General features: G+C 70.3%; 19 protein-coding genes. 2 read left to right on the top strand and 17 right to left on the bottom strand.

All coding sequences use genetic code 11. The annotated features are described in order from the left end of the window. From ACFY1S_RS26485 to ACFY1S_RS26470, 4 genes are all read right to left on the bottom strand, one after another. Positions 1-444, bottom strand: a 444-nt coding sequence (locus ACFY1S_RS26485; protein WP_387123378.1) for a DUF899 family protein, incomplete at its 3' end; no start/stop codon positions are given. A 113-nt stretch (positions 445-557) separates the two neighbouring features. Then, positions 558-1,802 (bottom strand): RNA polymerase sigma factor, encoded by a 1,245-nt coding sequence (locus ACFY1S_RS26480; RefSeq protein WP_387123210.1) that lies wholly within the window; start codon positions 1,800-1,802, stop codon positions 558-560. After that, the gene (locus tag ACFY1S_RS26475; protein WP_387123208.1) at positions 1,799-2,194 is read right to left on the bottom strand and encodes a YciI family protein; all 396 of its coding nucleotides are present in this window, start codon (positions 2,192-2,194) and stop codon (positions 1,799-1,801) included. Before ACFY1S_RS26475 ends, ACFY1S_RS26480 begins: the two co-directional genes overlap by 4 nt. After that, a complete protein-coding gene (locus tag ACFY1S_RS26470) occupies positions 2,191-2,571 on the bottom strand; it encodes a YciI family protein (RefSeq protein WP_387123206.1) in 381 nt (126 codons plus the stop codon). Before ACFY1S_RS26470 ends, ACFY1S_RS26475 begins: the two co-directional genes overlap by 4 nt. Before the next feature lie 365 nt (positions 2,572-2,936). On the opposite strand from ACFY1S_RS26470, the gene ACFY1S_RS26465 reads away from it, so the two are divergent. After that, positions 2,937-3,734: a helix-turn-helix transcriptional regulator gene (locus ACFY1S_RS26465; RefSeq protein ID WP_387123204.1), complete on the top strand. Its 798-nt coding sequence runs from the start codon at positions 2,937-2,939 to the stop codon at positions 3,732-3,734. A gap of 145 nt (positions 3,735-3,879) precedes the next feature. On the opposite strand, the gene ACFY1S_RS26460 is transcribed toward ACFY1S_RS26465, so the two are convergent. From ACFY1S_RS26460 to ACFY1S_RS26400, 13 genes are all read right to left on the bottom strand, one after another. After that, the gene (locus ACFY1S_RS26460) at positions 3,880-4,677 is read right to left on the bottom strand and encodes a TIGR03084 family metal-binding protein (protein ID WP_387123202.1); all 798 of its coding nucleotides are present in this window, start codon (positions 4,675-4,677) and stop codon (positions 3,880-3,882) included. 19 nt (positions 4,678-4,696) lie between these two features. Beyond that, positions 4,697-6,370 carry a GMC family oxidoreductase N-terminal domain-containing protein gene (locus ACFY1S_RS26455; protein ID WP_387123200.1) on the bottom strand — a complete coding sequence of 558 codons (1,674 nt, stop codon included), beginning with the start codon at positions 6,368-6,370 and terminating at the stop codon, positions 4,697-4,699. Further along, positions 6,367-6,897 (bottom strand): DUF5987 family protein, encoded by a 531-nt coding sequence (locus tag ACFY1S_RS26450; protein WP_387123376.1) that lies wholly within the window; start codon positions 6,895-6,897, stop codon positions 6,367-6,369. Before ACFY1S_RS26450 ends, ACFY1S_RS26455 begins: the two co-directional genes overlap by 4 nt. A 46-nt stretch (positions 6,898-6,943) precedes the next feature. Then, positions 6,944-7,300: an SCP2 sterol-binding domain-containing protein gene (locus tag ACFY1S_RS26445; RefSeq protein ID WP_387123374.1), complete on the bottom strand. Its 357-nt coding sequence runs from the start codon at positions 7,298-7,300 to the stop codon at positions 6,944-6,946. A gap of 285 nt (positions 7,301-7,585) precedes the next feature. Continuing rightward, entirely contained in the window at positions 7,586-8,380 is a 795-nt protein-coding gene (locus ACFY1S_RS26440; protein WP_387123198.1) for a 4'-phosphopantetheinyl transferase family protein, read from the bottom strand. A 1-nt stretch (position 8,381) separates the two neighbouring features. Continuing rightward, complete coding sequence (locus tag ACFY1S_RS26435; RefSeq protein ID WP_387123196.1) at positions 8,382-9,431, bottom strand: enediyne biosynthesis protein; 1,050 nt, start codon at positions 9,429-9,431, stop codon at positions 8,382-8,384. Then, a complete protein-coding gene (locus ACFY1S_RS26430) occupies positions 9,428-11,386 on the bottom strand; it encodes a CRTAC1 family protein (protein ID WP_387123194.1) in 1,959 nt (652 codons plus the stop codon). Before ACFY1S_RS26430 ends, ACFY1S_RS26435 begins: the two co-directional genes overlap by 4 nt. Before the next feature lie 263 nt (positions 11,387-11,649). Next, positions 11,650-12,237: a flavin reductase family protein gene (locus ACFY1S_RS26425; protein WP_387123192.1), complete on the bottom strand. Its 588-nt coding sequence runs from the start codon at positions 12,235-12,237 to the stop codon at positions 11,650-11,652. After that, positions 12,230-12,652 (bottom strand): acyl-CoA thioesterase, encoded by a 423-nt coding sequence (locus ACFY1S_RS26420; RefSeq protein ID WP_364363082.1) that lies wholly within the window; start codon positions 12,650-12,652, stop codon positions 12,230-12,232. Before ACFY1S_RS26420 ends, ACFY1S_RS26425 begins: the two co-directional genes overlap by 8 nt. A gap of 3 nt (positions 12,653-12,655) precedes the next feature. After that, on the bottom strand, positions 12,656-18,424 hold the full coding sequence (locus tag ACFY1S_RS26415; protein ID WP_387123190.1) for an SDR family NAD(P)-dependent oxidoreductase: 5,769 nt from the start codon (positions 18,422-18,424) through the stop codon (positions 12,656-12,658). Further along, positions 18,421-19,413 carry a DUF1702 family protein gene (locus tag ACFY1S_RS26410; protein WP_387123188.1) on the bottom strand — a complete coding sequence of 331 codons (993 nt, stop codon included), beginning with the start codon at positions 19,411-19,413 and terminating at the stop codon, positions 18,421-18,423. The genes ACFY1S_RS26415 and ACFY1S_RS26410 overlap by 4 nt, the downstream gene beginning before the upstream one ends. 259 nt (positions 19,414-19,672) lie before the next feature. Continuing rightward, positions 19,673-20,218, bottom strand: coding sequence for a copper resistance protein CopC (locus tag ACFY1S_RS26405; protein ID WP_387123187.1), 546 nt, complete (start codon positions 20,216-20,218; stop codon positions 19,673-19,675). 5 nt (positions 20,219-20,223) lie between these two features. Next, positions 20,224-20,703, bottom strand: coding sequence for a hypothetical protein (locus ACFY1S_RS26400; protein WP_387123185.1), 480 nt, complete (start codon positions 20,701-20,703; stop codon positions 20,224-20,226). Between the two features lie 419 nt (positions 20,704-21,122). Between ACFY1S_RS26400 and ACFY1S_RS26395 the strand changes: the two genes are divergently transcribed. Next, positions 21,123-22,058, top strand: a complete 936-nt coding sequence (locus tag ACFY1S_RS26395; protein ID WP_387123183.1) for a hypothetical protein — start codon at positions 21,123-21,125, stop codon at positions 22,056-22,058. The last annotated feature ends 139 nt before the right edge of the window (positions 22,059-22,197 follow it).

Here is a 22,197-nt window from a genome sequence, read left to right as displayed (position 1 = left end):
GGTGTTTTTTTTTTTTTTTACCTCCCACCCCAACCACCCAACCCCGTTAACACCCCCCCCCCCCCCGCGGGGGGGGGCGGGGGGGGGGGGCGGGGGGGGGGGGCCCCCGCCCCCCCCCGCCGCCCCCCGCGTCCGCATCGACGCCAGAAGTCCCGGATGGAGTCTGCCGGAGAACGCCGAGCAGCTCGGGCACGCGTCGTCCCAGTCCGGATCGAACATGAGGTGGAAGACGATCAGCTGACGGCAGCCCTCGAACAGCTCCGGAAGGGTCGCCGGTCCACGGGCGCCCTCGAAGACGTAGTCCTTCTCGATCCGTACCATCGGCAGACGACGGCGGGCGGCGACCACCGCGGCATGCCGCGGGGGGAGCTGCTCCTCCCTGGCGAGGAGCGCCCTACGGGCCGTCAGCCATTGATCGCGGGAGACCACCTGCGGCAACACCATGAGCATCTCCTCTTCGGTTGATCGGGCCCATCAGACGCGGCCAACCTCGACCGCCGCCGACCCGTCGACCCGAGGGCCATCTGCCGTCGCCCGTCCGGGTCCAACGGGAAGGGTCAGCTGGCGAGCTGGTCGCGTCGGCGGGTGAGGTAGGCCCGTTCCGCGGGGTTGCCGGCGAGATCGATGGCCCGGTCGTAGGCCATCCGCGACTCGCGGCCGCGCCCGGCTCGCCGGAGCAGGTCGGCGCGAGCGGCGTGGAAGGCGTGGTACCCGTCGAGGATCCCGGCGAGCCGGTCGATCTCAGCGAGCCCGACCAGGGGGCCGTCGACCTCGGCGACCGCGACCGCCCGGTTGAGCCGAACGATCGGCGACGGGTCGAGGAGCACCATGCGGCCGTAGATGGCGACGATTGTGGACCAGTCGGTGTCCCGGGCGGAGGGGGCATCGGTGTGGACCGCGTTGATGGCGGCCTGGAGCTGGTAGCACCCGGGCGGGTCACCGCCGGTCGCCGTCGCCCTGACCCGTTCGTGGACCAGGGCTCTGCCCTCGGCGATGAGGGCGCGGTCCCATGCGCCGCGGTCCTGCTCGTCGAGGGTCACCAGTTCCCCGGTACGGGACACGCGCGCCGGCCGCCGGGCATCGGTGAGGAGCATCAGGGCGAGCAGGCCGGCCACCTCGCCGTCGTCCGGCAGGAGGGTCCGGAGCAGGCGGCCGAGGCGGATCGCCTCGTCGGTGAGGTCGACACGCAACGGGTCGTCGCCCTCGCTGGCGAGATAGCCCTCGTTGAAGATGAGGTAGACGACTGCGAGCACGCCGGCGAGCCGCTCGCGGATGTCGTCTTCCGAGGGCACCCGGTACGGGATGTGCGCCGCCTTGATCTTCGTCTTGGCGCGGGTGATCCGTCGCGCCATCGTCGTCTCCTGCACCAGGAAGGTGCGCGCGATCTCGGCGACGGTGAGGCCGCCGAGCAGCCGCAGGGTGAGCGCCACCCGGGCCTCGATCGCGAGCGCGGGGTGGCAGCAGGTGAAGATCAGCCTGAGTCGGTCGTCCTCGACCGGACCGGTCGGCTCAGGAGGGGTGTCGTCGTACACCATCAGGGCCTCCTGGTGCTTGGCGTCGCGCTGCAGCTCCCGACGGAGACGATCGATCGCCTTGCGGGTCGCGGTGGTGGCGAGCCAGCCGCCCGGGTTGGGCGGCACGCCGTCGCGCGGCCACCGCTCCGCCGCCGCCGCGAACGCCTCGGCCGCTGCCTCCTCGGCTATGTCGAGGTCGCCGAAACGGCGTGCGAGGCTGGCGACCACCGGTGCCCACTCCTCGCGGTGGGCACCGGTGATCGCCTGCTCGACGGTGGGGCCACTCACGGTTGCGGCAGCGTCCGATCGGATCCCTCGGTGCGGAAGGGACGCACCTCGACGGCGCCGCCGCACGCTCTCGACCCCTCGGCGGCGAGCACCAGGGCCACGTCGAGGTCGGCCGCCTCGACGACCCAGAAGCCGTCGAGTTGCTCCGCCGTCTCCAGGTAGGGCCCGTCAGTGAGGACCGGCTTGCCGCCCTGTCCGTCGACGGTGGTGGCGGTCGTCACGGGCTCCAGGCTGTCGGCGAAGACGAAGTGACCGTCCCTGCGCAGCCTCTCGGTGAAGGCGCCGGCGTCGGCGGACGCCTGCGGTGTGGCCTTCCCAGAGGGGCGGGTGCCGGATTCGGTGTGCTCTGCCGGTCCGTAGACGGACAGCAGGTACCTGGGCACCAGACTCACTTGTCTCCAGAACCGTTGAACCGGTTCTGCCCGGGATTCGGGAAGCGGTGCACCTCCTGCGGCCACTCGAGCGCGGTCGCCAGCTTGCCGGCCCAGTGTCGCGCCGCCTCGTCGTCAGCGACCTCGATGACGGCGAAGCCGCCGAGGTGCTCCTTGGTCTCGACGTACGGGCCGTCGCTGAAGACGGGCTTGCCGTCGACCGACTCGACACTGCATACCGCGGTGGACTCGTCGAGCCCGCCGTTGCTGGAGATCAGGACACCCTCGGCCCGCATCTCCTTGATGACGGCCAGGACGGCTACGCCCTTCTTGCCCATCTCCTCCGCCGTGTGCGGACCCACCCACTCATCGTTGAAGGCGATCAGGTACTCCGTCAAGGTCGTCTCCTCTCATTGCCCGGACGAGGGCCTCTCCCGACTCCTCGTGCACGGCGGTCCGGCCGTCGCCGCCGTACGTTAGTTCTACGAACGGGTGCACCTTGATACGACACCATCCCGGCAACTCGTTTTCAAGCAGCCTCGAAGTAGAGCCTGAGGCAGCGGATCCCCCCGTCCTCCGAAGGGCCCTCGGCCCTGGTCACGGCATACGCCTGGCGCTCCGCGACGCAGCCCGCGGGCACCCCCGGATCACCGCCGGTGGCCCCAGCCGGCCTCGACCACGGCCCCATCCGAGCCCAACCGGCTCTCGAGGTCGCCCCGGCAGAGTGATGACGGATCGTGTTGCTCTGCTCACGGAGGCCGCCATGAACAGTGCCATCAAGTCCGCCATCGCGCGCATCTGGGAGGGCTACAGCGAGCCGCTGTCGCTCGACGAGATAGCCAAGAGCGCAATCCTCAGCAGGTTCCACTTCTCCCGCGTGTTCCGGGCCGCGACCCGGGTCTCCCCCGGGAGGTACCTGTCTGCGGTTCGCATCTACCAGGCCAAACGCCTGCTCGCCACCACCTCGATGAGCGTCACGGACATCTCCCTGGCGGTCGGCTTCAACAGCCTGGGGTCGTTCACCAACCACTTCACCGACAGCGTGGGCACCTCGCCCAGCCGCTTCCGACGAATGTGGACCGAGGGCATCCGCGGGACACCTCAGCCCGAGGACGAGGCCCTGCCCGAGTCGGGCACCATCACCGGCACCGTCACCCTGCCGGCCGGGTATGCCACGGCACGTGTCTACATCGGCGCGTTCGACACCCCGATCATCCAGCGGCGGCCGGCGGCCTGGACCGTCGTCGAGGCCGAGGCCGGCACGAAGGCACGCTACTGCCTGCCCGACGTCTCCCCCGGGCAGTGGTTCGTCAGGGCTGTGGCGACGGCGGACAGCGTCGACCCGGAGCCCTGGACCCGACGCTCGCTGCTCCTGGGCGACGTCGATCCGGTCACCGTGGCGGACCGGTCCACCAGCATGGTAGGCATCGCGTTGCGACCGAAGCGCACGACGGACCTGCCCATCCTCTACGCCATTCCCGACCTGGAGGCTCACCGCCCGGGCCGTCCCGTGCGGGCTGCGGCCGGCCGTACCGCCGAAATGGCGCCCCGAGGCAGGTAGCGCGACGCGCGTCGGGACCGGTGGCGCGACGCGCGCCGGTCCCGACGCCGCGCGGGGCCGCACCACGGCGGTGACGCAGGCACGCACGAAAAGGTCCGCCTCCGCGGCGCCCTCGGGGCGCCCGCGGAGGCGGACCTCGGTGTACCTACCGCTTGGCGAACTGACCGGGACGGCGCCCCGGCCCGGCCGGCCCCCGGTACGCCTGGGCGACGTCGAGCCAGCGGTCGGCCTCCTCGCCCTGCGCGGTCAGGGACAGGTCGTCGCGGTGTCGACGGCGGCTGACCAGCAGGGCGAAGTCGACGGCCGGGCCGGTCACCCGCTGGGTCGCGTCCGGCGGCCCGAACTCCCAGACCACGCCCGACGGACCGGTCAGCTCGACCCGGAACTCCTGCGTCGGCGGCGTCAACCCGTGCGCCTGGTAGCCGAAGTCGCGGGTACGGAAGCCGAACCAGGCCAGGTGGCCGATCCGGTCGGTCAGCTCGCGGGTCCGTCCCAGCGCGTCGGCGATGTCCTGCCCGTGGCCGAACAGCTCCATCATGCCGGCCGCGGCCAGCACCGACGGCGGCAGCGGGGTGACCAGCCACGGGACGGTGCCCGTCGGATCGACTGCGGCGAGCGCCTTGGCGGCGGTGTCGCGTTCCTGCCGCCACCTCTCCACGAGCGCGTCGGTGGGCAGCTCCAGGTACGCGGTCAGGGCGTTGTTCACCGCCGCCTGGAAGTCCCGCCTGGCGTCGGCCACGTGCTCGGCGAAGGCGTCCGGCTCGGTCGCCGACAGCGCGGCCAGGTGGGACACGAAGGCCAGGTGGGCGATCTGGTGCTTGACAGTCCAGCCCGGCGCCGGCGTGGCAGTGGACCACTGATCCGGGCTCAGCCCGGTCACCAACGCCTCGACGTCGTCGCCGTCAGCGATCAGATCATCGTAGACACTCGTCTGGTTCGACACGGATCCTCCTGATGTTCGGCTAAACCGAGGGGACTGACACGGGCTGGCCGTCACGGCCGTTCACCGCCACAGGTGTCCGGCGGCTGGCCCGCTCCCCCGGCGGCAGCGACCCGAGATACCTGACGTCGACGCCACGGGACTGGGCGGCCCGGACGATGTGCGGCACGGCGCGCTCGGCGATCGCGGCGATGGTGAACGCCGGATTGACTGTCAACGCCCCGGGCACCGCCGAGCCGTCGGTCACGAAGATCCCCGGGTGGTCGCGTAGCTCGTTCGTGTCGTCCAGGGCCGAGGTCTCCGGGTCGTCGCCCATCCGGCACGACGCCAGCGGATGCACCGTGTACGCCCCGATGACCTCGTTGGTCCAGGGCATCACGCGGGCGAGGCCGTCGCGCTCCAGGATGTCGCGGATGTCCGCGTCGGCAAGGGCCCACCCGCGCCGGGTGTTGGCGGTCGGCTCGTACCTCAGGTTGCCCCGGCTGAGCATCTGCATGGAGATGCGGTCGGCGTTGCCGGTCTCCGGAGGAGGACCGAAGACGCCTTCGTTGTCGTCCTCGGACATGATGAAGATCGTCAGCCAGGACTGCCAGCGCCGCAGGATCTCCTTCTTGTCCACCCCGAACCAGCTCGGCCCCTGTGCGTCGGGCGCCTGAGCGAGAATCGTGCCGAACCCCGGGGGGAAGTACAGCTGCTCCAACGAGTAGCGACTGAACTCGGGCAGCGAGCCGTCGAGGCGGTCCCAGCTGGCGGCGGACGGCCCGCGGCCGATCTGGTTGGCCGCGTACGCCAGGCCGTCGCCCCGGTCCAGTCCCAGGACGTCACGGACCCGGTCCTCGTTGAGGATCGCCGTGTTGAGCCGTTCGCCGTTGCCGGAGAAGTAACGCCCGACAGCTGGTGGCATCGCCCCGAGGGTCTCCTCGGACCGCTGCAGGATGACCGGGGTCGCCGCCGCCCCGGCCGCCACCACCACCAGCTTCGCCTCGATGACACCCTCGTCGACCTGCACGCGGTAGTCGACCGGGTCGACAACCGTGTAGCGGACCAGGAAGTCACCGTCGGCGGACCGCTCGATGCGCTGCACCTCGTGCAGGGGCCGGATCTGGGCGCCGTGGTCGACCGCCGCCGGCAGGTAGTTGAGCAGCAGCGACCGCTTGGCGTCGAACTTGCAGCCGGACATCATCCAGTTGCAGTTGGTGCACAGGTCGGTGTCGATGGCTGCCGCGACCGGGTTGGCCGTACGACCGGCGTGGTCACAGGCCGCCGCGAACACGCCACCGGCGTAGGTGACGTCGTCCCACTTGCTCTGGGTGATGGGCAGGGCCTGAGCCACCCGGTCGTACCAGGGCTCCAGCGCCTCCCGGGTGATGGACTTCGGCCACATCCGCCGGCCGAGGCTGCCCTCGCGTTCGAACACGAAGCGCGGGGCGCGGGGCATGGCCGCGAAGTAGACGACGCTGCCGCCGCCGACGCAGTTGCCGCCCAGCACGTTCATCCCCTCGCCCATGGTGAACTCGAACACCCGGGTCGACGACGAACCGAACTTGAAGTCGTGCTCGAACTCGTCGGCGGTCAGCCACGGGCCGCGTTCCAGGACGACGACCGAGGCTCCGCCGGCCGCCAGGTGGTACGCGGGGATCGCGCCGCCGAAGCCGCTGCCGATGACCAGGACATCGGTCCGTTCGTGGGCTGTCACTGCGGATCTCCTCTCGGGGTCGTCCGCGGGTGGATCGCGGCAAGGGCACGGCCATAGGAAAATCGGGGGAAGCGCCACGCGCCGTCCGGATCGGGTGGCATGAACCCCATCTGGGTCAGACCCGGATGGTCCGAGGCGAGGGCGTCGGTCGTACTCATGTGGGCGCCGGTGTCCCAGGCCATCGCGCTGAACATGGCCAGCGCGACCCACAGCTCCTGCTCCGGGTGGCCGGGCGCCAGCAGTTCCCGGGCCAGGGCGATCCGGTCGGCGAAGGACAGCGCCACGAAGGGCGGCACCGCGGGATCCAGGTCGAGACCGGTCCGGGTGCCGTAGTCGCGGGCGTGCTCGTTCAGCCCCTCGGCCAGGCTGTCCAGGGTGCCCGCCAGCCCGCCCTCGGGTGAGAGCATCAGGTCCACGGCTCCGGAGGCGACGGCGCCGCCTCCGCTGGCCGCGCCGGCGACCGCGCGGTCGCCGGGATCACGCTGCTCCCCGGGAATGATGGTGTCGGCGTACGCCTCCAGGGTCATCACCTGGTCGGCGGTCAGGGCGTCGAAGTTGTCCACGTACCTTCCTTTACGGCCGCGGCGTGTCGAACAGGCTGGGAAAACGCGTGGTGAGACCCAGGTCGCCGCGGGCCTTCATACGGCCCCGCAGGAACAGGATCTTGGCGTTGGCGTTGCCGGTGACCATCCTCAGGAAGTCGACCGGACCGAGGGTCAGGGTGAGACGGGCCGGGCGTGTGGGCTCCAGCGATGCCGTGAGCGTTCCCTGCGTGATGACCAGCTCCAGCGTGTCGGTGCCGCCGTCGGGACGCCCGGTCACCTTCCAGTGCACCACCGCGTCGAGGTCGCCGGCCCGGTCGGCCCGGAAGACCGCCGGCAGGTCCTCGACGATGTCGTGCACGATCGACGCGCGGCGTGGTGACTGCATCAGGGCCAGCAGCTCGCCTGTGGAGGCGGCCTTGACCTGTCGGGCAAACGCGAGCCGGTCCTGCAGCGGGCTCGTGTCGACTGGGCTCATCCGTCGAATCTCCTGTCGGGGTGCGCCACGGGTTGCACCGCCTGTCATCGGCGTCGGTGGGAGCGAGGCGGTTGCCCTCGACCATGGCACCGCCGGCCGTGGTCGGCCCTCTCCCACCGTGCCGTCCGCACGAACACGAGTGCCGGACGCCTGGGCGCCCGGCACTCGTGTCCCGTCTCGAACGGAAGGACCGCCCTATCGCACGGCGATCCGTGAACGGTCGCGGACGAGTTCGGCAGCGGTGGCGAACGCGTCCGCCCCGTCCAACTCCCAGACCCGTACGGGCCGGGTCGACAGCACAGTCACCGCCCCCACGTATCCCGGTTCGGGCCGCAGGTCCACGATCTGTGCCGTCTCGACCAGCTCCGGCCGGTCGGTGAAGCCGGTCAGCCGCACCTGTCCGTGCGACGCCCCCACTGTCACGTTCGACATCGGGAGCCGTAGACCGTCGCCCGTCGCCTTGAGCACCGACTCCTTGCGGGTCCAGCAGTGGTAGAAGGCCTGGAGTCGGGCCGAGGGGTCCTCGATGGCGCTGAAGTCCCGGCGCTCGGCCTCGCCGAACACGAATCCCAGCATGTTGTCCATGTCCACGTCGGGGTCCACCTGCTCCACGTCCACCCCGACCGGTCCGTGTTCGTACAGCGCGACCGCGACCCGGTCGCCCGAGTGCGAGAGGGAGACGTTGGGTGTGCCTCCCACGACCTCGGGGCGGCCGTGCAGCCGTCCGCAGTCCGGGCACTCCCGCCGGAGCCGGACATCGAAGGGATCACAACCGGCCCACCCGGCCACCGCGACCTTGACGAGCGCGGTGGCCGAGGTGAACCGTCGTCGCGCCACGACGTTGTGGAACGACTCGGCGCGGGCCCGTTCCGGTTCGCTGAGCAACTCCTCGCACCAGTCGGGCGCGTCCGTCGGGTCGATGCGCCACACACAGCAGTCCGTGGGGCGGACCGCCGCGCCTGTGTCACCGCCCGAGACACCGGTCGTCACGTCAGCTCGCGGGTGCCGGCGCGGCGACCGCCGGCCGGCGGCGCTCCCGCAGCCACTTCAGCCACCACATGGCGCCCCGGCCGAGGCAGACCAGTGTGGTCGCGAAGAACAGGGTGTACACGATGTTGAACTGCATCAGCACGCCGTACACGACGCCCACGCTCATGCCGAACATGAACTGGTGAAGCGGCTTGCTCGGGGTGGTGCCGGGGTCGGTCACCATGTAGTTGGTGTAGAGCAGGAACGCCACACCTGTCATCGGCACCAGCGCCGCCCACAGGTTGACGTCCCAGACCCAGTGCCGCACCAGGGCCTGGATGACGAACGTGCCGACCCAGCCCAGGATCAGCGGGACCTTCTTGGTCAGTACGGCGTTCAGCACCGTACCGGCGGTCAGCAGGACGATCGGGATCACGATCCGGAACACGTCCGGAACATGCTCGGTGAAGTGGTACGGCGGGGCGATGTTGACCCAGGAGAACAGGACGAGGCTCATGGTGATGCCGAAGTTCGACGGGTTCATGAAGTGCCGCATCCGCCCCTTGATGGGTGCGACGAGGACGGCCTTCTGACCGACACCGATCACCACGGCGAGGGCGATCGGCCAGAACCTGTCGTTCGCGTACAGCAGCATGTTGACCGCGAGTGTGGTGATGTACGCAGGTAGGAGGAAGGTGAACAACCCCCATGCGCCGTGTCCGGCGAAGGCGGGTGTGCTCCGCGTGGCCCAGGCGGCGATGAGCGCGATCACGATCTCCAGGCCCAGACCGATGGCCAGGGCGAAGAACGGCCAGGCCCACGGCTGCTCGAACCCGAGAACCGTGTAGCCCAGGATGTTGAAGATGCTCATCGAGATGGCGAAGTTCCGAAGCGCCAGGTAGCGCGGGTCCCGGCTGTCCACCCGTGGTGGCCGGCCAGCTCGCTTGTCCTCCGCACGCCGCAGCGCCGGCGGCACCGGCACGTCCCTGGCCGGCGACGGGAGGGTGATGGTGCTGGATAGCTGGTTCTTGCCGCGCCCGTCACCTGTCGAGACGCTGTCCGTCGCCGTCATTTCGCTGCTACCTCCTTGACCTGGTCGGTCAGCATCAGGTCGTGCCAGCCGGCGGCGAGGTCGACCTTCTGCACCCGGGCGTTCCCCTGAAGGTCCCGCCAGCTGATCTCGGCCGACACCGGTTGCGAGCCCTGGTCGCCGAGACCGAAGAACACGTCGAAGCTCCGCTTGCCGGAGTGGCCGCCGCCGCCGTCGAGCTGGGCGACCTGCCGGCGGCCGTCGGCCGTGGTCACCACGACCTTGGCGCCGTACGCAGGGGTGCCGATCGGTCCGGCCGCGGCGCCGGCCGTGGCCGGTCGGTGCAGGCGCAGGCCCACGAAGTCACCACGGTCCGCGCTGTCGTTGCGGTAGAAGGCCGGTGCACCCCACTGGCGGGCGATGGCGAACTCCTGCCCGCCGTCGCCGTCGGTGTCGGCGACCGCCACACCCCGGGTCGGGATCGGCACGTCCAGGCCGAGCTTGGCACTGATGTTGACGAAGCGGTCGCCGTCGCGCACCCAGAACGCCATGGGCTCGTGCCCGGCGATGTCGTCACCCGGCTCGGCCTTGGGCCACATGTCCGGGTTCTCCAGCAACAGGTCGTTGCTCATGGCCAGTTCCTGTAGCCAGTTGAACCGGTTGATGGTGCCCTTGACGAAACCGCAGGCCTGTACGACAGCCAGGTGGCCGCTGTTGTCGAAGTCGGCCATCTTGGAGTCCCAGCCCCAACCGGTCCAGGCCATGTCGAGGTCGGCGGCCTCGTTGCGGAACGGCGCGATGCCCTTCTCCAGCTTGGCCTTGGCGCCGGCCTCGCTGCTCTCGGTGTTGATCCAGGTGAGGTTGCTCTCCTCCAGACCCCACGGAGTGGTGATGTTGCTGACGAAGGCGTCGAACTGGCCGTTGCCGTTCAGGTCACCGAACTCGATGGACATGCCCTTGAACGAGTCGTGCCCGACGACCAGGGACTTGGGCGTGAGCGCGTCCCGCTCGCCCTCCACCAACTCGAACTTGATGTCGCCCTTGGTCGAGCGGTTGTGGAACATCCGGTCCTGACCGAAGTCGTTGGCCAGGTAGAGCTCGGGCAGCAGGTCGCCGTCGAGATCGGCGGAGCTGGCGCCCAGCGTCCAGCCGGTAGCGAAGCGGGGATTGATGGCCGGTTCCTCCTCGAAGGACACCGACGTCGCGGTCGCCCCGGTCCAGCGCAGGATGTGCGCGCCACCGGCGTTTGTGGCCCGGGACATGGAGTGGTTCATCTGGACGTTCGGCTGCCCGTGGGGGTCCAGCACTCCGCTTTCCGGGAAGTAGTTGAACACCCCGAGGTCGGGGTGCCCGTCGCCGTCGAAGTCGGCGACCGCCACGGCGTTGGTGTTCCACTGCTTGCCCTGGTAGGTGCCGCCGGGGCCGGTGGACGGCGCGATCAGTTCGGTGGGCTGGTAGCTGGCCAGGGTCAGCGGGCCCTGCTGGCCCCGGTGCAGGAACACCACGGGGGTACGCCCCCAGTAGTAGACCAACAGGTCGTTCCAGCCGTCACCGTTGTAGTCGCCCGGGACGCAGCCCATCGGCGCGATGACGTCGTTCATCGGCAGGGGGGCCGGGTTCAGCACGAAGGGCTGGTAGTTCTCGCCGCCGGCCGGGGCCGGGGTGACGATTGCCGCGTCGGTTCGCGTGTCGACGAGACAGAGGTCGTTTGCCACACCGCGACCGTCCAGGTCGTTGATGGAGATGGCGGCGCCGACCGACGAGATCCACGACCGGATGTGCTTGTACCTCGGGTTGACCACCCGCACCGACTTCTGCGGGACGTTCTCCGGCAGAGCGATCGGCATTTCCGTGAACCGGAACTGCGAGGCCAGTGCGGCCTCGTCGGCTGCGGAAATTGAGGGCCGCTGAGCCACCACGAACAGCGTGGTGCACAGGACGAGGACGAATAGTGCTGGGGCGAGTCTGCGGACCACCGCGACTGGGCTCGATCGCATTGGATCCTCTCATCTCGACGGAAAAGGCGTCAGCCGACGCCGGACGGCGGCAGCGGTTCCTGCCGAGGAAATCGTGGGTTCTGCGCCGCGGGGCGTCTTCTCGCGAAATGCGCAATGGTCCGGTGGTGAACACGCCGAGGACCCGGCAGGCCACCGAAATGGCCGAGCCGGGTCCGCGGTCTGGAATGGGACGGAGTTTTGTGAACAGGTCGGCGGCCGTGGCCGCCCGGTCGTGCCGGTCGTGCCGGTCGTGCCGGTCGGTCCTACGCGGCGCCGGTGGACCCCGGCTGGGCGGGCACCGTCTCCGGCGACTCGTCGGTCCGCAGGAACTGGCCGTTGAGGAACAGCAGTGCGTCGTCGCCGGGTCGGCGCCACAGTGACAGCACCCGACCGACGTAGATCGTGTGGTCGCCCGCCTCGTGGTGCTGCTCCAGCTCGCATTCGAGATGGGCGAGCGACCCGTCGATGAGCGGCGCGCCGCTGTACGCCCCCGGAGACCACGACACCGCGTTGAACTGATCCCGGCCGACCGGCCGCCGCTTGTCGGCGAAATACCTGGCCAGCGCGCTCTGGTCGGCGGCCAGGATCGACACCGCGAAGGCCGGCCGCTGCTCCAGGACGTCGTGCATGAGGGCGTCGCGCCCGACGCAGACGAGGATCAGCGGCGGGTCGAGGGAGACCGCCGTGAAGGAGTTGGCGGTCATGCCGTGCGCGATCTCTCCACCCACCGTCACCACCGTGACGCCTGTGGCGAAGGCGCCGAAGACCCGGCGCAGTGACGCCTTCTCGTGGACCACGTCCTGGGTTGGCTGGAGCCTTTCCACATTCGCCTCCGGGGGCCGTCTAGGCATAGGGCTGCAGGGCCTTGGCCAGCGCCTCCGGCACGCGGGCCGGAGTCGTGCGGGTGTTGGGGCCCCGCATGCAGGCGACCCGTTGACTGCCGCGCGCGACGAGCGTCTCCCCGCTCCCGTCCACCCGCACGTAGTCGAAGCCGAACTGCACCTGGGTCTGCGCCAACTCGGTCAGGCGCATCCGGATGGACAGTTCGTCGAAGGCCGCCAGTTCGGCGAAGAACTCGCAGTCCACCTTGAGGGTGAACAACTTCAGGTCCTGCTGGAGATCTTCGAGGACCTCCGGCGCCCGGTCCTTGAGGAACATCTCCCGACACCGGCCCTGCCACCGCAGATAGTTGACGTAGTAGACGTTGCCGACCATGTTGGTTTCCTCGAACCCCACGGTGTGGCGATACTCGTAGTATTTCGTCACTGCCTATTCACGCCCTCCGCTGAGAATGGCCACGGCGACCGTTTCCGGTGCGCCGGACACCCGGGTGACAAAGGTGGCGACCTGGCGGTCACCGCATCCGAGCACGACCCATCCGACCGGTTCGGTCGAGACCAGGTGCCACTCGTCGGCGGCGGGCAGGCAGTCCAGGGCGGCCTGGATCCGCGTCGCCGCGGCGTCGAGCGGTTCCCCGGCGGCCTCGGCGACCTGACGTGCCAGCTCGATCCGGGAACCGAGCCGGTCGGCCCACTCCGCCGGGGTCTGGCGCGTCACCGGGGTGACCGCGCAGCCGGTCTGGTCCGCGGCCGCGACGCACAGGGCGAGACCGGCGGCCGAACTGGCCGACACGTTCCGCTCCCCGGTGACCCGGAGCTGGCCGTCCCTGGTGTAGCGGACCTTCGTCGGCGTACCCAGTGCCCGACCGACCGCGATGGTGGTCGTCGACTGGGCCGGCCCCGCCGGCGCGGGTTCGACCGCGACCGAGACCGGGTGACCCAGCACGTCCCGCATCGCCCGTTCCAGGTAGCAACCGAGCAGGACCGGGTGCCACGGGCCCGAGCCGTCCTGCCTGCGTACGGCCCGCAGTCGCAGGCCCTCCCACCGTTCGACGACGGTGCCGGCCGCGTCGCGCAGCGCGATGTCGTACACGTAGGTGTCGCCGTCGCGTGAGCGTTCGGTGGCGCGGAACCGCAGGGAGTCGGCGTCGAACATGGCCGCGCCGGCCGGCACGATCCGCTCGATGCCCTGGGGCAGCAACGTCGCATCGGGTACGCAGACCTGGTTGCCGTGCATCATCGCGTCCCGCACGCCCGGATCGCCGAGCAGCAGGGTGGACGGCAGGTAGGCGGCGAACCAGTCGGTCGCGGCGTCCGCCGCCACCGTGGCGTCCACGTCGCGCGCGGCGGCCAGGTGGTACGTGCGCAGGCGCTGGAACCGGCGTCCCTGGAACAGGACCGGACCGTAGAGGTCGGTCGCCGGGTCGAGTGGCACCTCGGGCAGGCCGGGTTCGACAGGTTCGGGTGCCCCCGCCGCCGGAGGTGTCGGCGTGAAGCACAGCCGGGCCCTGAAGTGGTCGGCGTTGAACCCGGTCTCCTCGCTGCGCAGCGCGACCTCCACGGTGTCCGGGCCGGTGACGACGGCCGCGATCCGGATCCGGGTACTGCCGTGCGGCGGCACGACGATCGGTCGGAGGAACTCCGCGTTGTCGATGACCGGCGCGTTGACCGCGCCGGTGACCGCCGTCGCGACCTGTGCCATGGCCTCCATGCCGAAGACCGCCGGGAAGAGCTGGTTGCCGTCGAGCAGGTGATCGGCCAGGTACAGGTCGGTTCCGTCGCTCAGCTCCACCTCGCAGATCAGCTCGACCCCGTGGTAGCGCACCACCGGGCGTTCGACGAACCGCAGCAGCGGCAGTTCCGGCTCGTCGTAGCGCATCGTGTCGATGCCGTGGGTCCGGCCGCTGATCACCACGGTGTTCGGGCTGTCCGGATCGGCCAGCAGCCGACGGAGCACGGCGATCCCCTGCTCCGGTGGGATGGCGCTCACTCCGTCGCGGTCGAGTTTCTCGACCACGTCCAGCCGTTCGCCCATGCCGACGCCCGACCACACCGACCACTCGAGGCAGAGCGTGCGGCAGTGCGGGTTCTGCCTGCCGAACTCGGCGGTGGCGTCGTCCAGCCATTCGTTCGCCGTGGCGTAGTGGGCCTCGCCGGGCAGTCCGGCGCGGCCGATGATGCTGCCCAGCGTGACGAGCAGTCGTACCTGTCCCGGGTCGACGGCGGCCAGCACCGCGCGCAGGCCTCCCACCTTCGGCGCGAGCGTACGGCCGATGGTGTCCGCCTGCAGGGTGAGCAGCGAGGCCGGCTCGTTGCGGCCGGCGCCGTGCAGCACCGCGGTGATCGGGCCGAGCGTCGCGGTAAGCGTCTCCACCGCGCGCCTGGCCGACTCGGGATCGGTGACGTCGGCCCGGGCGTACTGGACTGTGACACCTGCCTGCGCCATCCGCTGAAGGTTCGCCGACAGCTCCGCGTCCTCCGCCGGGTCGGATCGGCCCAGCAGCGCGAGACTGGCCCCGCTGTCCTGGGCCATGGCCAGGGCGCACTCGGCGGTGATGCCCTTGCCGCCTCCGGTGACCAGCAGCACGTCCTGCGCCGCGAGGGCCTGGACGGTCCGGGCCGGTTCGAAGGGCAGCACCCGGAGGGTCGGGGTGCGGCGGGTGCCGTCCGCGTCGTAGAACACCTCGGTGAAGGACTCCGTCACGGCCGTCTCCGCCGTGACCCGTCCCACCGCCTGATCCGCGTCGGCCAGGTGGACCACCGTCACCCGGGTCTGCGGCGACTCCAGGTGCAGCGTCTTGGCGAACCCGGCCGCGCCCCGGCCCTGCTGGACCAGGACGAAACGGCGGTTCGGCGGGCCGGCGAGGACCACCTTGGCGCCGCGCAGGGCGAGTTCGATGTCCTGCTCGGCGCAGTCCGGTGGCAGGCAGACCAGCACACCCGCGCCCACCCCGGCCCGCGCCAGGGCGGCGCTCAGGTCCTGCGCGTACGGGTGACCGGCCGGCGCGAAGACCTGCCACTCGCCGTCGGTGTCCCTTGCCGTCCGGGGCGGAATCGGTGTGACGTCCAGGTCCACCGACCAGGGGCGGACCCAAGGGGCCGCTCCGGCGGGCGCCACCGGAGCGGCCGCCTGGGCGGGTTCGGTGTCGCGGGCCATCGCCTCGTAGGCGTCCGCCAGCTCCCGTACCGTCGAGGTGGCGAAGTTGGGCGGTGTCTGCCCGACCGGGATCTTGAGCTGGGTCGCGACCTGGTTGACGATCTGACCCACGGTGATGGAGCTCAGGTGCAGGTCGTCGAGCAACCGGCTCTCCGGACGCACCAGGTCCAGTGGCAGCTCGGCCCGTTCGGCGGCGAGCCGCCGCAGCAGCTCCAGACTGGAGGTCGCGGCATCGTCGGCCACCGCCGCCCCCGCGCCGCCCGCCGGTGAGTCCGTCGGCGCCTGGACCGACGGCGCCGCGACGGCCGGCTGGACCGGCACGTCGATGTCGAGTGCCGGGACCGCCTCGCAGGGGCTGGCGAAGAACGACTGCCTGGCCCCGATCTCCAACGGCTTGAGCAGCCGGCCGTGGAACAGGCTCGAGTCGACCTCGGCGGCGCCGACCACGAACGCCGCCCCGACCACCCGCAGCACGCCGGTCAGCGACTCGTCGTCGCTGTCCAGGGCCACCGCGCGCAGGTCCGCGGCCGTGGCGAGCCCGGTGAGCACCCGGCCGGGACCGACCTCGATCAACAGGTCGACCTCCTTGCCCACCTGTGCGAGAGCCTGCTGGAACAGCACCGGATCGGTGATCTGGTTGCGCAGCAACCCGGTGAGGTCCGCGTCGGCCGGCAGCAGCTCACCGGTCACCGAGGACATCACCCGGCCGGTCAGCGGCGCCCAGGTCTGGCCGTCGAGCGCCGCGGCGAACACCCCGGCCGCCTTCGCGACCAGCGGCGAGTGGAACGCGTGCGACACCGGCAGCCGCCCGGCGACGTAACCGGCTTCGCGGGCCCGGACACAGGCCGCCTCGACGGCCTGGACGCGCCCGGCGATGACCGTCTGCTGCGGGCTGTTGTAGGCGGCGATGACGACGTCCGTGCCGTCGATGATCTGCTCGACCTCGACCGCCGGGGCGCTGATCCTGGCCATCGTGCCGGTCACGCCGTGCTCGCTCATGGCCTGACCACGCTCGGCGGCGAGCCGTAGCAGCGCGTCCTCGTCCAGGGCCCCGGCCCAGTGCAGGGCCGTGAGCTCGCCGAGGCTGTGACCGAGGGCCACCGAGGCGTGCAGCCCGAGCGAGGCCAGGACCCGCAGGCCGGCGATCGACCCGGTGACGATCCGGGGTTGCGCCACCTCGGTGGCCAGGGTGTCGCGGTCGGTCGGCAGGGCGGCCTTGGCGTACACCGCGTGCGCCTCGGTGAAACGGCGTCGCATCGCGCCGCCGCTGGTCCCCTGCCCGGAACCCTGGCCGGGGAACAGGAAGCCGACCTGACCCCGCCGGGCGAAGTACCCGAGCAGGGTCCGTCCGTCGGCGCTGAAGCTTGTCGTCTCACCGGCCTCGACCTTCTCCAGCAGGCTCCGCAGCCGGTTGGTGGCGTCCGCGGGCGAGTTGGCCACCACGGCCGCGCGGAACGGCAGGTCCCGCAGCCGCTGGTGCAGGGTCGCGGCCAGGTCGCCGAGCTGGGCGTACGAGATCACCGGCACGAAGTCGACGAGCTCCCGCAGCCGGTCCGACAGTTCGGTCGCCGACGCCGCGTCGATCAGCAGCAGCTCGTGGTCCTGGATGGCGGTGGCCATGGCGCGGGTCCGCACATCGAATCCGTTGCGCCGCTTGGTGTTCTCCAGCACGACGTGGGTGTTGATGCCACCGAAGCCCATGGCGGTCACGCCGGCGCGGACCGGGCCGGTGGCCGGCCACGGCTCGGCCTGACGCAACACCCGGAGCGTCGCGTCCGGTGCGGTCAGCAGGTCGTGGGGATCGCTACAGCCCAACGCCGGCGGCAGGACCTGGTGGTGCACGGCCATCGCGGCCCGGATCAGACCTGCCACACCGGCGGCGGCCTTGGTGTGGCCGATCATCGCCTTGACCGAGCCGACCACGGCCGGCGTCCCGGTGGCGCCGGCCGCCCGCCGCGCCTCGGACAACGCGCGCAGCTCGGTCGCGTCACCGACGGAGGTGCCGGTGCCGTGACCCTCGAACATGCTGACCGTCTCGACACCGAACCCGGCGCGCTCGTACGCCCGCTGCATCGCCAGTTGGTAGCCGCTGAACTCCGGCCGGGTCATGCCACCCTTGCCGTCGGAGGACATGCCCCAGCCGGCCACTGTGGCGATCACCCGTTGGTTGCTGCGCAGGGCGTCCTCCTCGCGCATCAGGACGATCATGCCGCAGCCCTCACCGGGCCAGAACCCGTTCGCTCCCCGGTCGTAGACCTTCATCTCGCCGCGGGCCAACGCCCCGGTCTTGGCGAAACCGATCATCTCGAACGGGTCGATCGACAGGTCGACCCCGCCGGCCACCGCCACGTCGACCACACCGTCGACCAGGTTGTTGCAGGCGGTGGCCACCGCCAGCAGCGACGACGAGCAGGCGCCGTCGACGGTGAAGCCACCGCCGTTGAGGTCGAAGTAGTTGCAGATGCGGCCGGCGATCGTGTTCGACAGACCGCCGGCGAGGGTGTCCTCGTCCACCTCGGGGAAGGGTGCCTTGTAGACGCCCTCCAGCTTCGCGATGAATGCGCCGAGCCGATCGTCGTCCCAGCCCTCGCGGCGCAGCGCGGCGGCGACCGTACGCCTGACGAACGGCCAGCGCAGCCGCATCTGACCGGCGCGGGAGAACTCACCGGTCAGGCTGTTGCCGACGACGACGGCCGTACGCTGGCGGGGCAGCCCCTCGCCGCCTGGGAAACCGGCGTCGGCCAACGCCTGCGACGCGACGTCCAGGGCGAGCCAGTGGGTCAGGTCGGTCGACCGGTACGTGCTGCCGGCGACCTTGAAGGCCAGCCGGTCGAACTCGTAACCCTCGATGACGGCGGCCATCCGGGCGTAGAACCGGTCGGGTGCGTCCGGGTCGGCCGACCAGTAGTCGTCGAGGTTCATCCGCTCCGACGGCAGTTGGCGGAACGCGCGTCGCCCGGCGACGGCGTTCTCCCACAACTCGCGTGGGCTGTTGGCATCGGGGTAACGGCAGGCCATACCGACAATAGCGATCCGGGTCATTTTTGCTCCGTGGCGGTTTGTTCGTAGTGTCCGGAACGAGCAAAGGCATCCGAAATCCGTTGGCGCCAGACTTCGAACGCCGGTACCTGGCCGTCGCCCGGAAGGTCCACCATCGCCTCATCGGTGACCTTCTGCGCCAGCGCCACCGGCTGGCCACAGAGGATCCGGGTGGCCGTCTCGTTGTGCGGGCAGACCAGGTTGGCTCTGGCGCGGGCACCTGCCGCGAAGGCGGCGCCCTGCGCCAGCTGGGGTCGATAGTCCTTGGCCTGCTCCCACAGGGCGGTCAGTTCGGCCTCCGTGGCGCCACCGGCGTAGGTGGCGGCGAGCCCGATGCCGCTGTAGAGGTCGGCCCACCGCTGGCGGGGGTAGCGCTCGACCAGGCCGATCACGACGTCGACGTCGGTGCCGCCGATGAACCAGAGCGCCCGACCGATGCCCTGGTCGATGGCCCGTGCGGCGTAGTCCCACGCGGTCCCGTCACGCCACGGTATCGAGCTGTCCTCGTATCTGTCGTAGACATACCGCTCGGTGCGGAAGTAGGCCTGGTGGAACCCGTAGCCGTCGAGCACCAGCCAGCGCAGCAGCGGATCGGGCGCGTGCAGCCTCGACCAGCAGATGCGGGGCAGTCGCGCCATGGCCCACCCGACGCCGACGTACGCCATGTAGATGTGGTCGGCGCCGGAGCCGGCCAGATAGCGTTCGACATTGCGCCCGCCGGGGCGCATGCCGTCGCGGATTGCGAAAGCCATGGCGGCGCCCTCGTTGGCGAAACCCCGGAACCGAGGGGGTATGGCCGCCAGCGGCGCTTCGGCGTCAGCCGGTGTCCGAGCCTGGGCGGCAATTCCGAAGCCGTCAAGAAATGTGCCACCGACGGTCTCCAGCAGCGTGCGCGCCTCGGGGCTCTTGACGTGGAATCCGCGGACATCCATCCTGGTGGCGGATCGGTTGGGTGTCATTACCTTGCGGCGAATCACTCGAAGAGCGTTCATCGGTGGGCTACTCCTGTGCCACTAGGCCGACATTGGAAAGCGTTGTACGCCTCGCCATCTACCTGAGCCTGGCAAGACGTCGGTGAAGTGTCTTCTTTGGTGTTGCCGAGGGCCGGCCAGGTCTAACGGTCGGATCCGGGCCGAAATCCGCAAAGCCGGAAATGGTCCGGATGCGTACCGCATCCGGACCATTTCTCACAATGCGGCCGGTCGCCATCGGGAGATGCCGTGGGCCAGCTGGTGGACCCGGCACACGGCCCTAGGGCCGGCGGGGCTGAGGCCGGTGGATGAGCATGACCAGCAGCGCGATGACGGATCCCGCGGCGACGACGGTGAGCACGACGCTCAGCGGATCGCTGCCGAAGTGGTCGTGGCCGCCGGCGGCCGGTTGCGCGGCGTCGGCGGGTGCCTCCGGGGAGGCGATCGACGAGGACACCCGGAAACGGTTGGTGCCGGTGAAGGTCCGGCCGTCGGCCAGGACGACGTGATAGGCGAGCACGTAGTCACCGTCGGCCTGGATGGTCACCGACTTGTCGATCTTCGCACCGGACACCACAGGCGCGCCGGACGGCACCAGGTGGCCGCCGTCGTCGGAGACCCCGATGTGGATCTGCGCGGGCCGCACCGCCTCGTCGAAGGTGAGCGACACCTGGCGGGGCGGCTCGCGCAGGGCCGCGCCGTCGGCCGGGTAGACCGGCCCGAGGTCGGCGCCCCGGCTCCCGGCGTACATCAGCACGCCGATCGCGACGACGACGACCGCGCCGGCCGCCGCCGCGATCCGCCCCCACCGGGTGGTTCCGTTCATCGCCGTCAGACCCGGACCAGCTCGCGGGCGCACGTGCAGGTGGTGAGCTCCCGCTCGGCGGGCTTGGGGCGCAGGTGGAAGTACATGGCCACCACCATCGGGACGAAGACGACCGTGTTGTAGAACAGGTGCAGCTCGACGCGGGGGTAGAAGTACTGAAGGATGCTGGTCGGCACCGCGGCGCCGAACAGGTAGTTGTGTGTCTGCGCCTGGATCAGCAGCAGCAGGTGCTCGATGTGGTGCCAGAACTGGATGGCCAGCGCCACCGTCCACCACGTCCGTGCCCGCCCGACGAATCCGTCGCGCAGGGCGAACAGGCCGATCAGCATCACGATCGCGTAGCCGTAGTGCAGCAGCTCGGACGAGACGAGCCACGGATAGAACTGGCCGAGAACGCCACGCGCCTGCGGTCGCGGCTGGTTGAAGGCCCAGATCTGCGCAGCCTGCACGAGGTGCTCGGCCCAGTGGGCCAACACAATGAACATGAACACACCGAGAGTCAGTCGATGACCCGCCCCGTTCATCCAACTGACAGAACGCTGGTTGTCTCTCGCTAGCGTGGCCACATGCCCCTCCGCACCATTTTGAAGGCACCCGACGGCACCGACTCAACGATGGGATCATACCGGCGGCTACCCATCTCGTAAATTGCTCCGATGCGTACCGGGCGGCCGCCGCATTGGTCGACGTGAGTTGCAATACCGGTCGCCAGGCAGCTTGTGCAAGCATTTTTGCGTGCCTGTCGGCACGCTGCACGCAAGATTCGACGGACTGCCCAGCACCGTGGCAGAACGGGTGATTACGCACGCGCGGTCGTACGCTTTTATCCCGGATTGCCGGCCCGTCCGGAGCAGGAGCAATCTGGAACAGCCCACCGGCCCGATTCGGCCAGACAATGGCGTCCATGACTCTGCATGATCACCGCCAGGCAATCACCGTGCCGCCGAGCAGCGGGCCCCAGCGCCGGGGCCGGATCATCCTCGGCAGCGTCGTGGCCGGCGTGCTGCTGGCCATCCTCTGGTCGTTCGAGTTCGTCGACCACGTCATCGGCGACAACGTCGCCAACACCCTGCTCGGCCACGACGCCAAGGCCACCGCCATCGGCGGCACACTTGCCGGCCTCGCGTTCGCGTTCGTCTCCGGCCTGGCCGGCACGTTCACCGCCTGCAACATCGCGATGGCGGCGTCCATCGGCCCGATGAGCCAGGCCAGCGCCGACTCCCCCACCCGCAGCGGCCTGCGCAGCATGCTCAAGCCGGTGGGCTGGCTGACTCTCGGCATGGTGACGGTCTCCGGTGTCTACGGTTTCGTCGGAGTGCTCATCGGCGATCGGCTGCCGCAACTGTCGACCGAGACGGCCGGCGGCATACCCGTACGCCTCTGGCAGTCGATTGTGGTGTTCGGTCTGGTGGGTCTGGCCTTCGTCTACCTGGGGCTCGCCGCGCTCGGCATCCTCCCCGACCCCTTCGCCCGACGCCCGGTAGCCCGCGTGGTCACCCTCGGCGCGCTCGTCGGCGCCTTCCTCATCGGACGCCCGTATCCGTTGTTCAACAAGCTGTTCCACTGGGCCGTCGACAATGGCAACCCGCTGTACGGCGCCGGGGCCTTCATCCTCCAGTCCCTGGGCAACATCGTCATCGTGGCGGCCCTGTTCAGCCTGATCGTGCTGCTCAGCCGGGGGCGCGCCATCGCCTGGCTGTCCAGCGACCCGGCCCGTACCGTCGCGGTGACCGGCGCGCTGCTGATCGCCCTTGGCGTCTTCACGGTCGTCTACTGGGACGTCCGGCTGCCCGCCATGTTCGGGCACGGATGGTTTCCCACGATGCCGTACAACAACTGACCAGGAGACGTCGGCCGGCGGGGGTGGACAGCCACCGCCGGCCGGCTAGTGCCGTGACCACGAACGTTCACGGTGTTGGATGACACGCCGTCCGGCCTGTCGGCCGGGCGGCGTCGCGGCGGTCAGGCTGTGGCGGTGG

The organism is Micromonospora sp. NPDC000663 (genome assembly GCF_042898105.1).
GTDB lineage: Bacteria > Actinomycetota > Actinomycetes > Mycobacteriales > Micromonosporaceae > Micromonospora.
The sequence above is the reverse complement of the archived record's forward strand: the minus strand, read 5'-3'. Positions and strand labels throughout refer to the sequence as shown.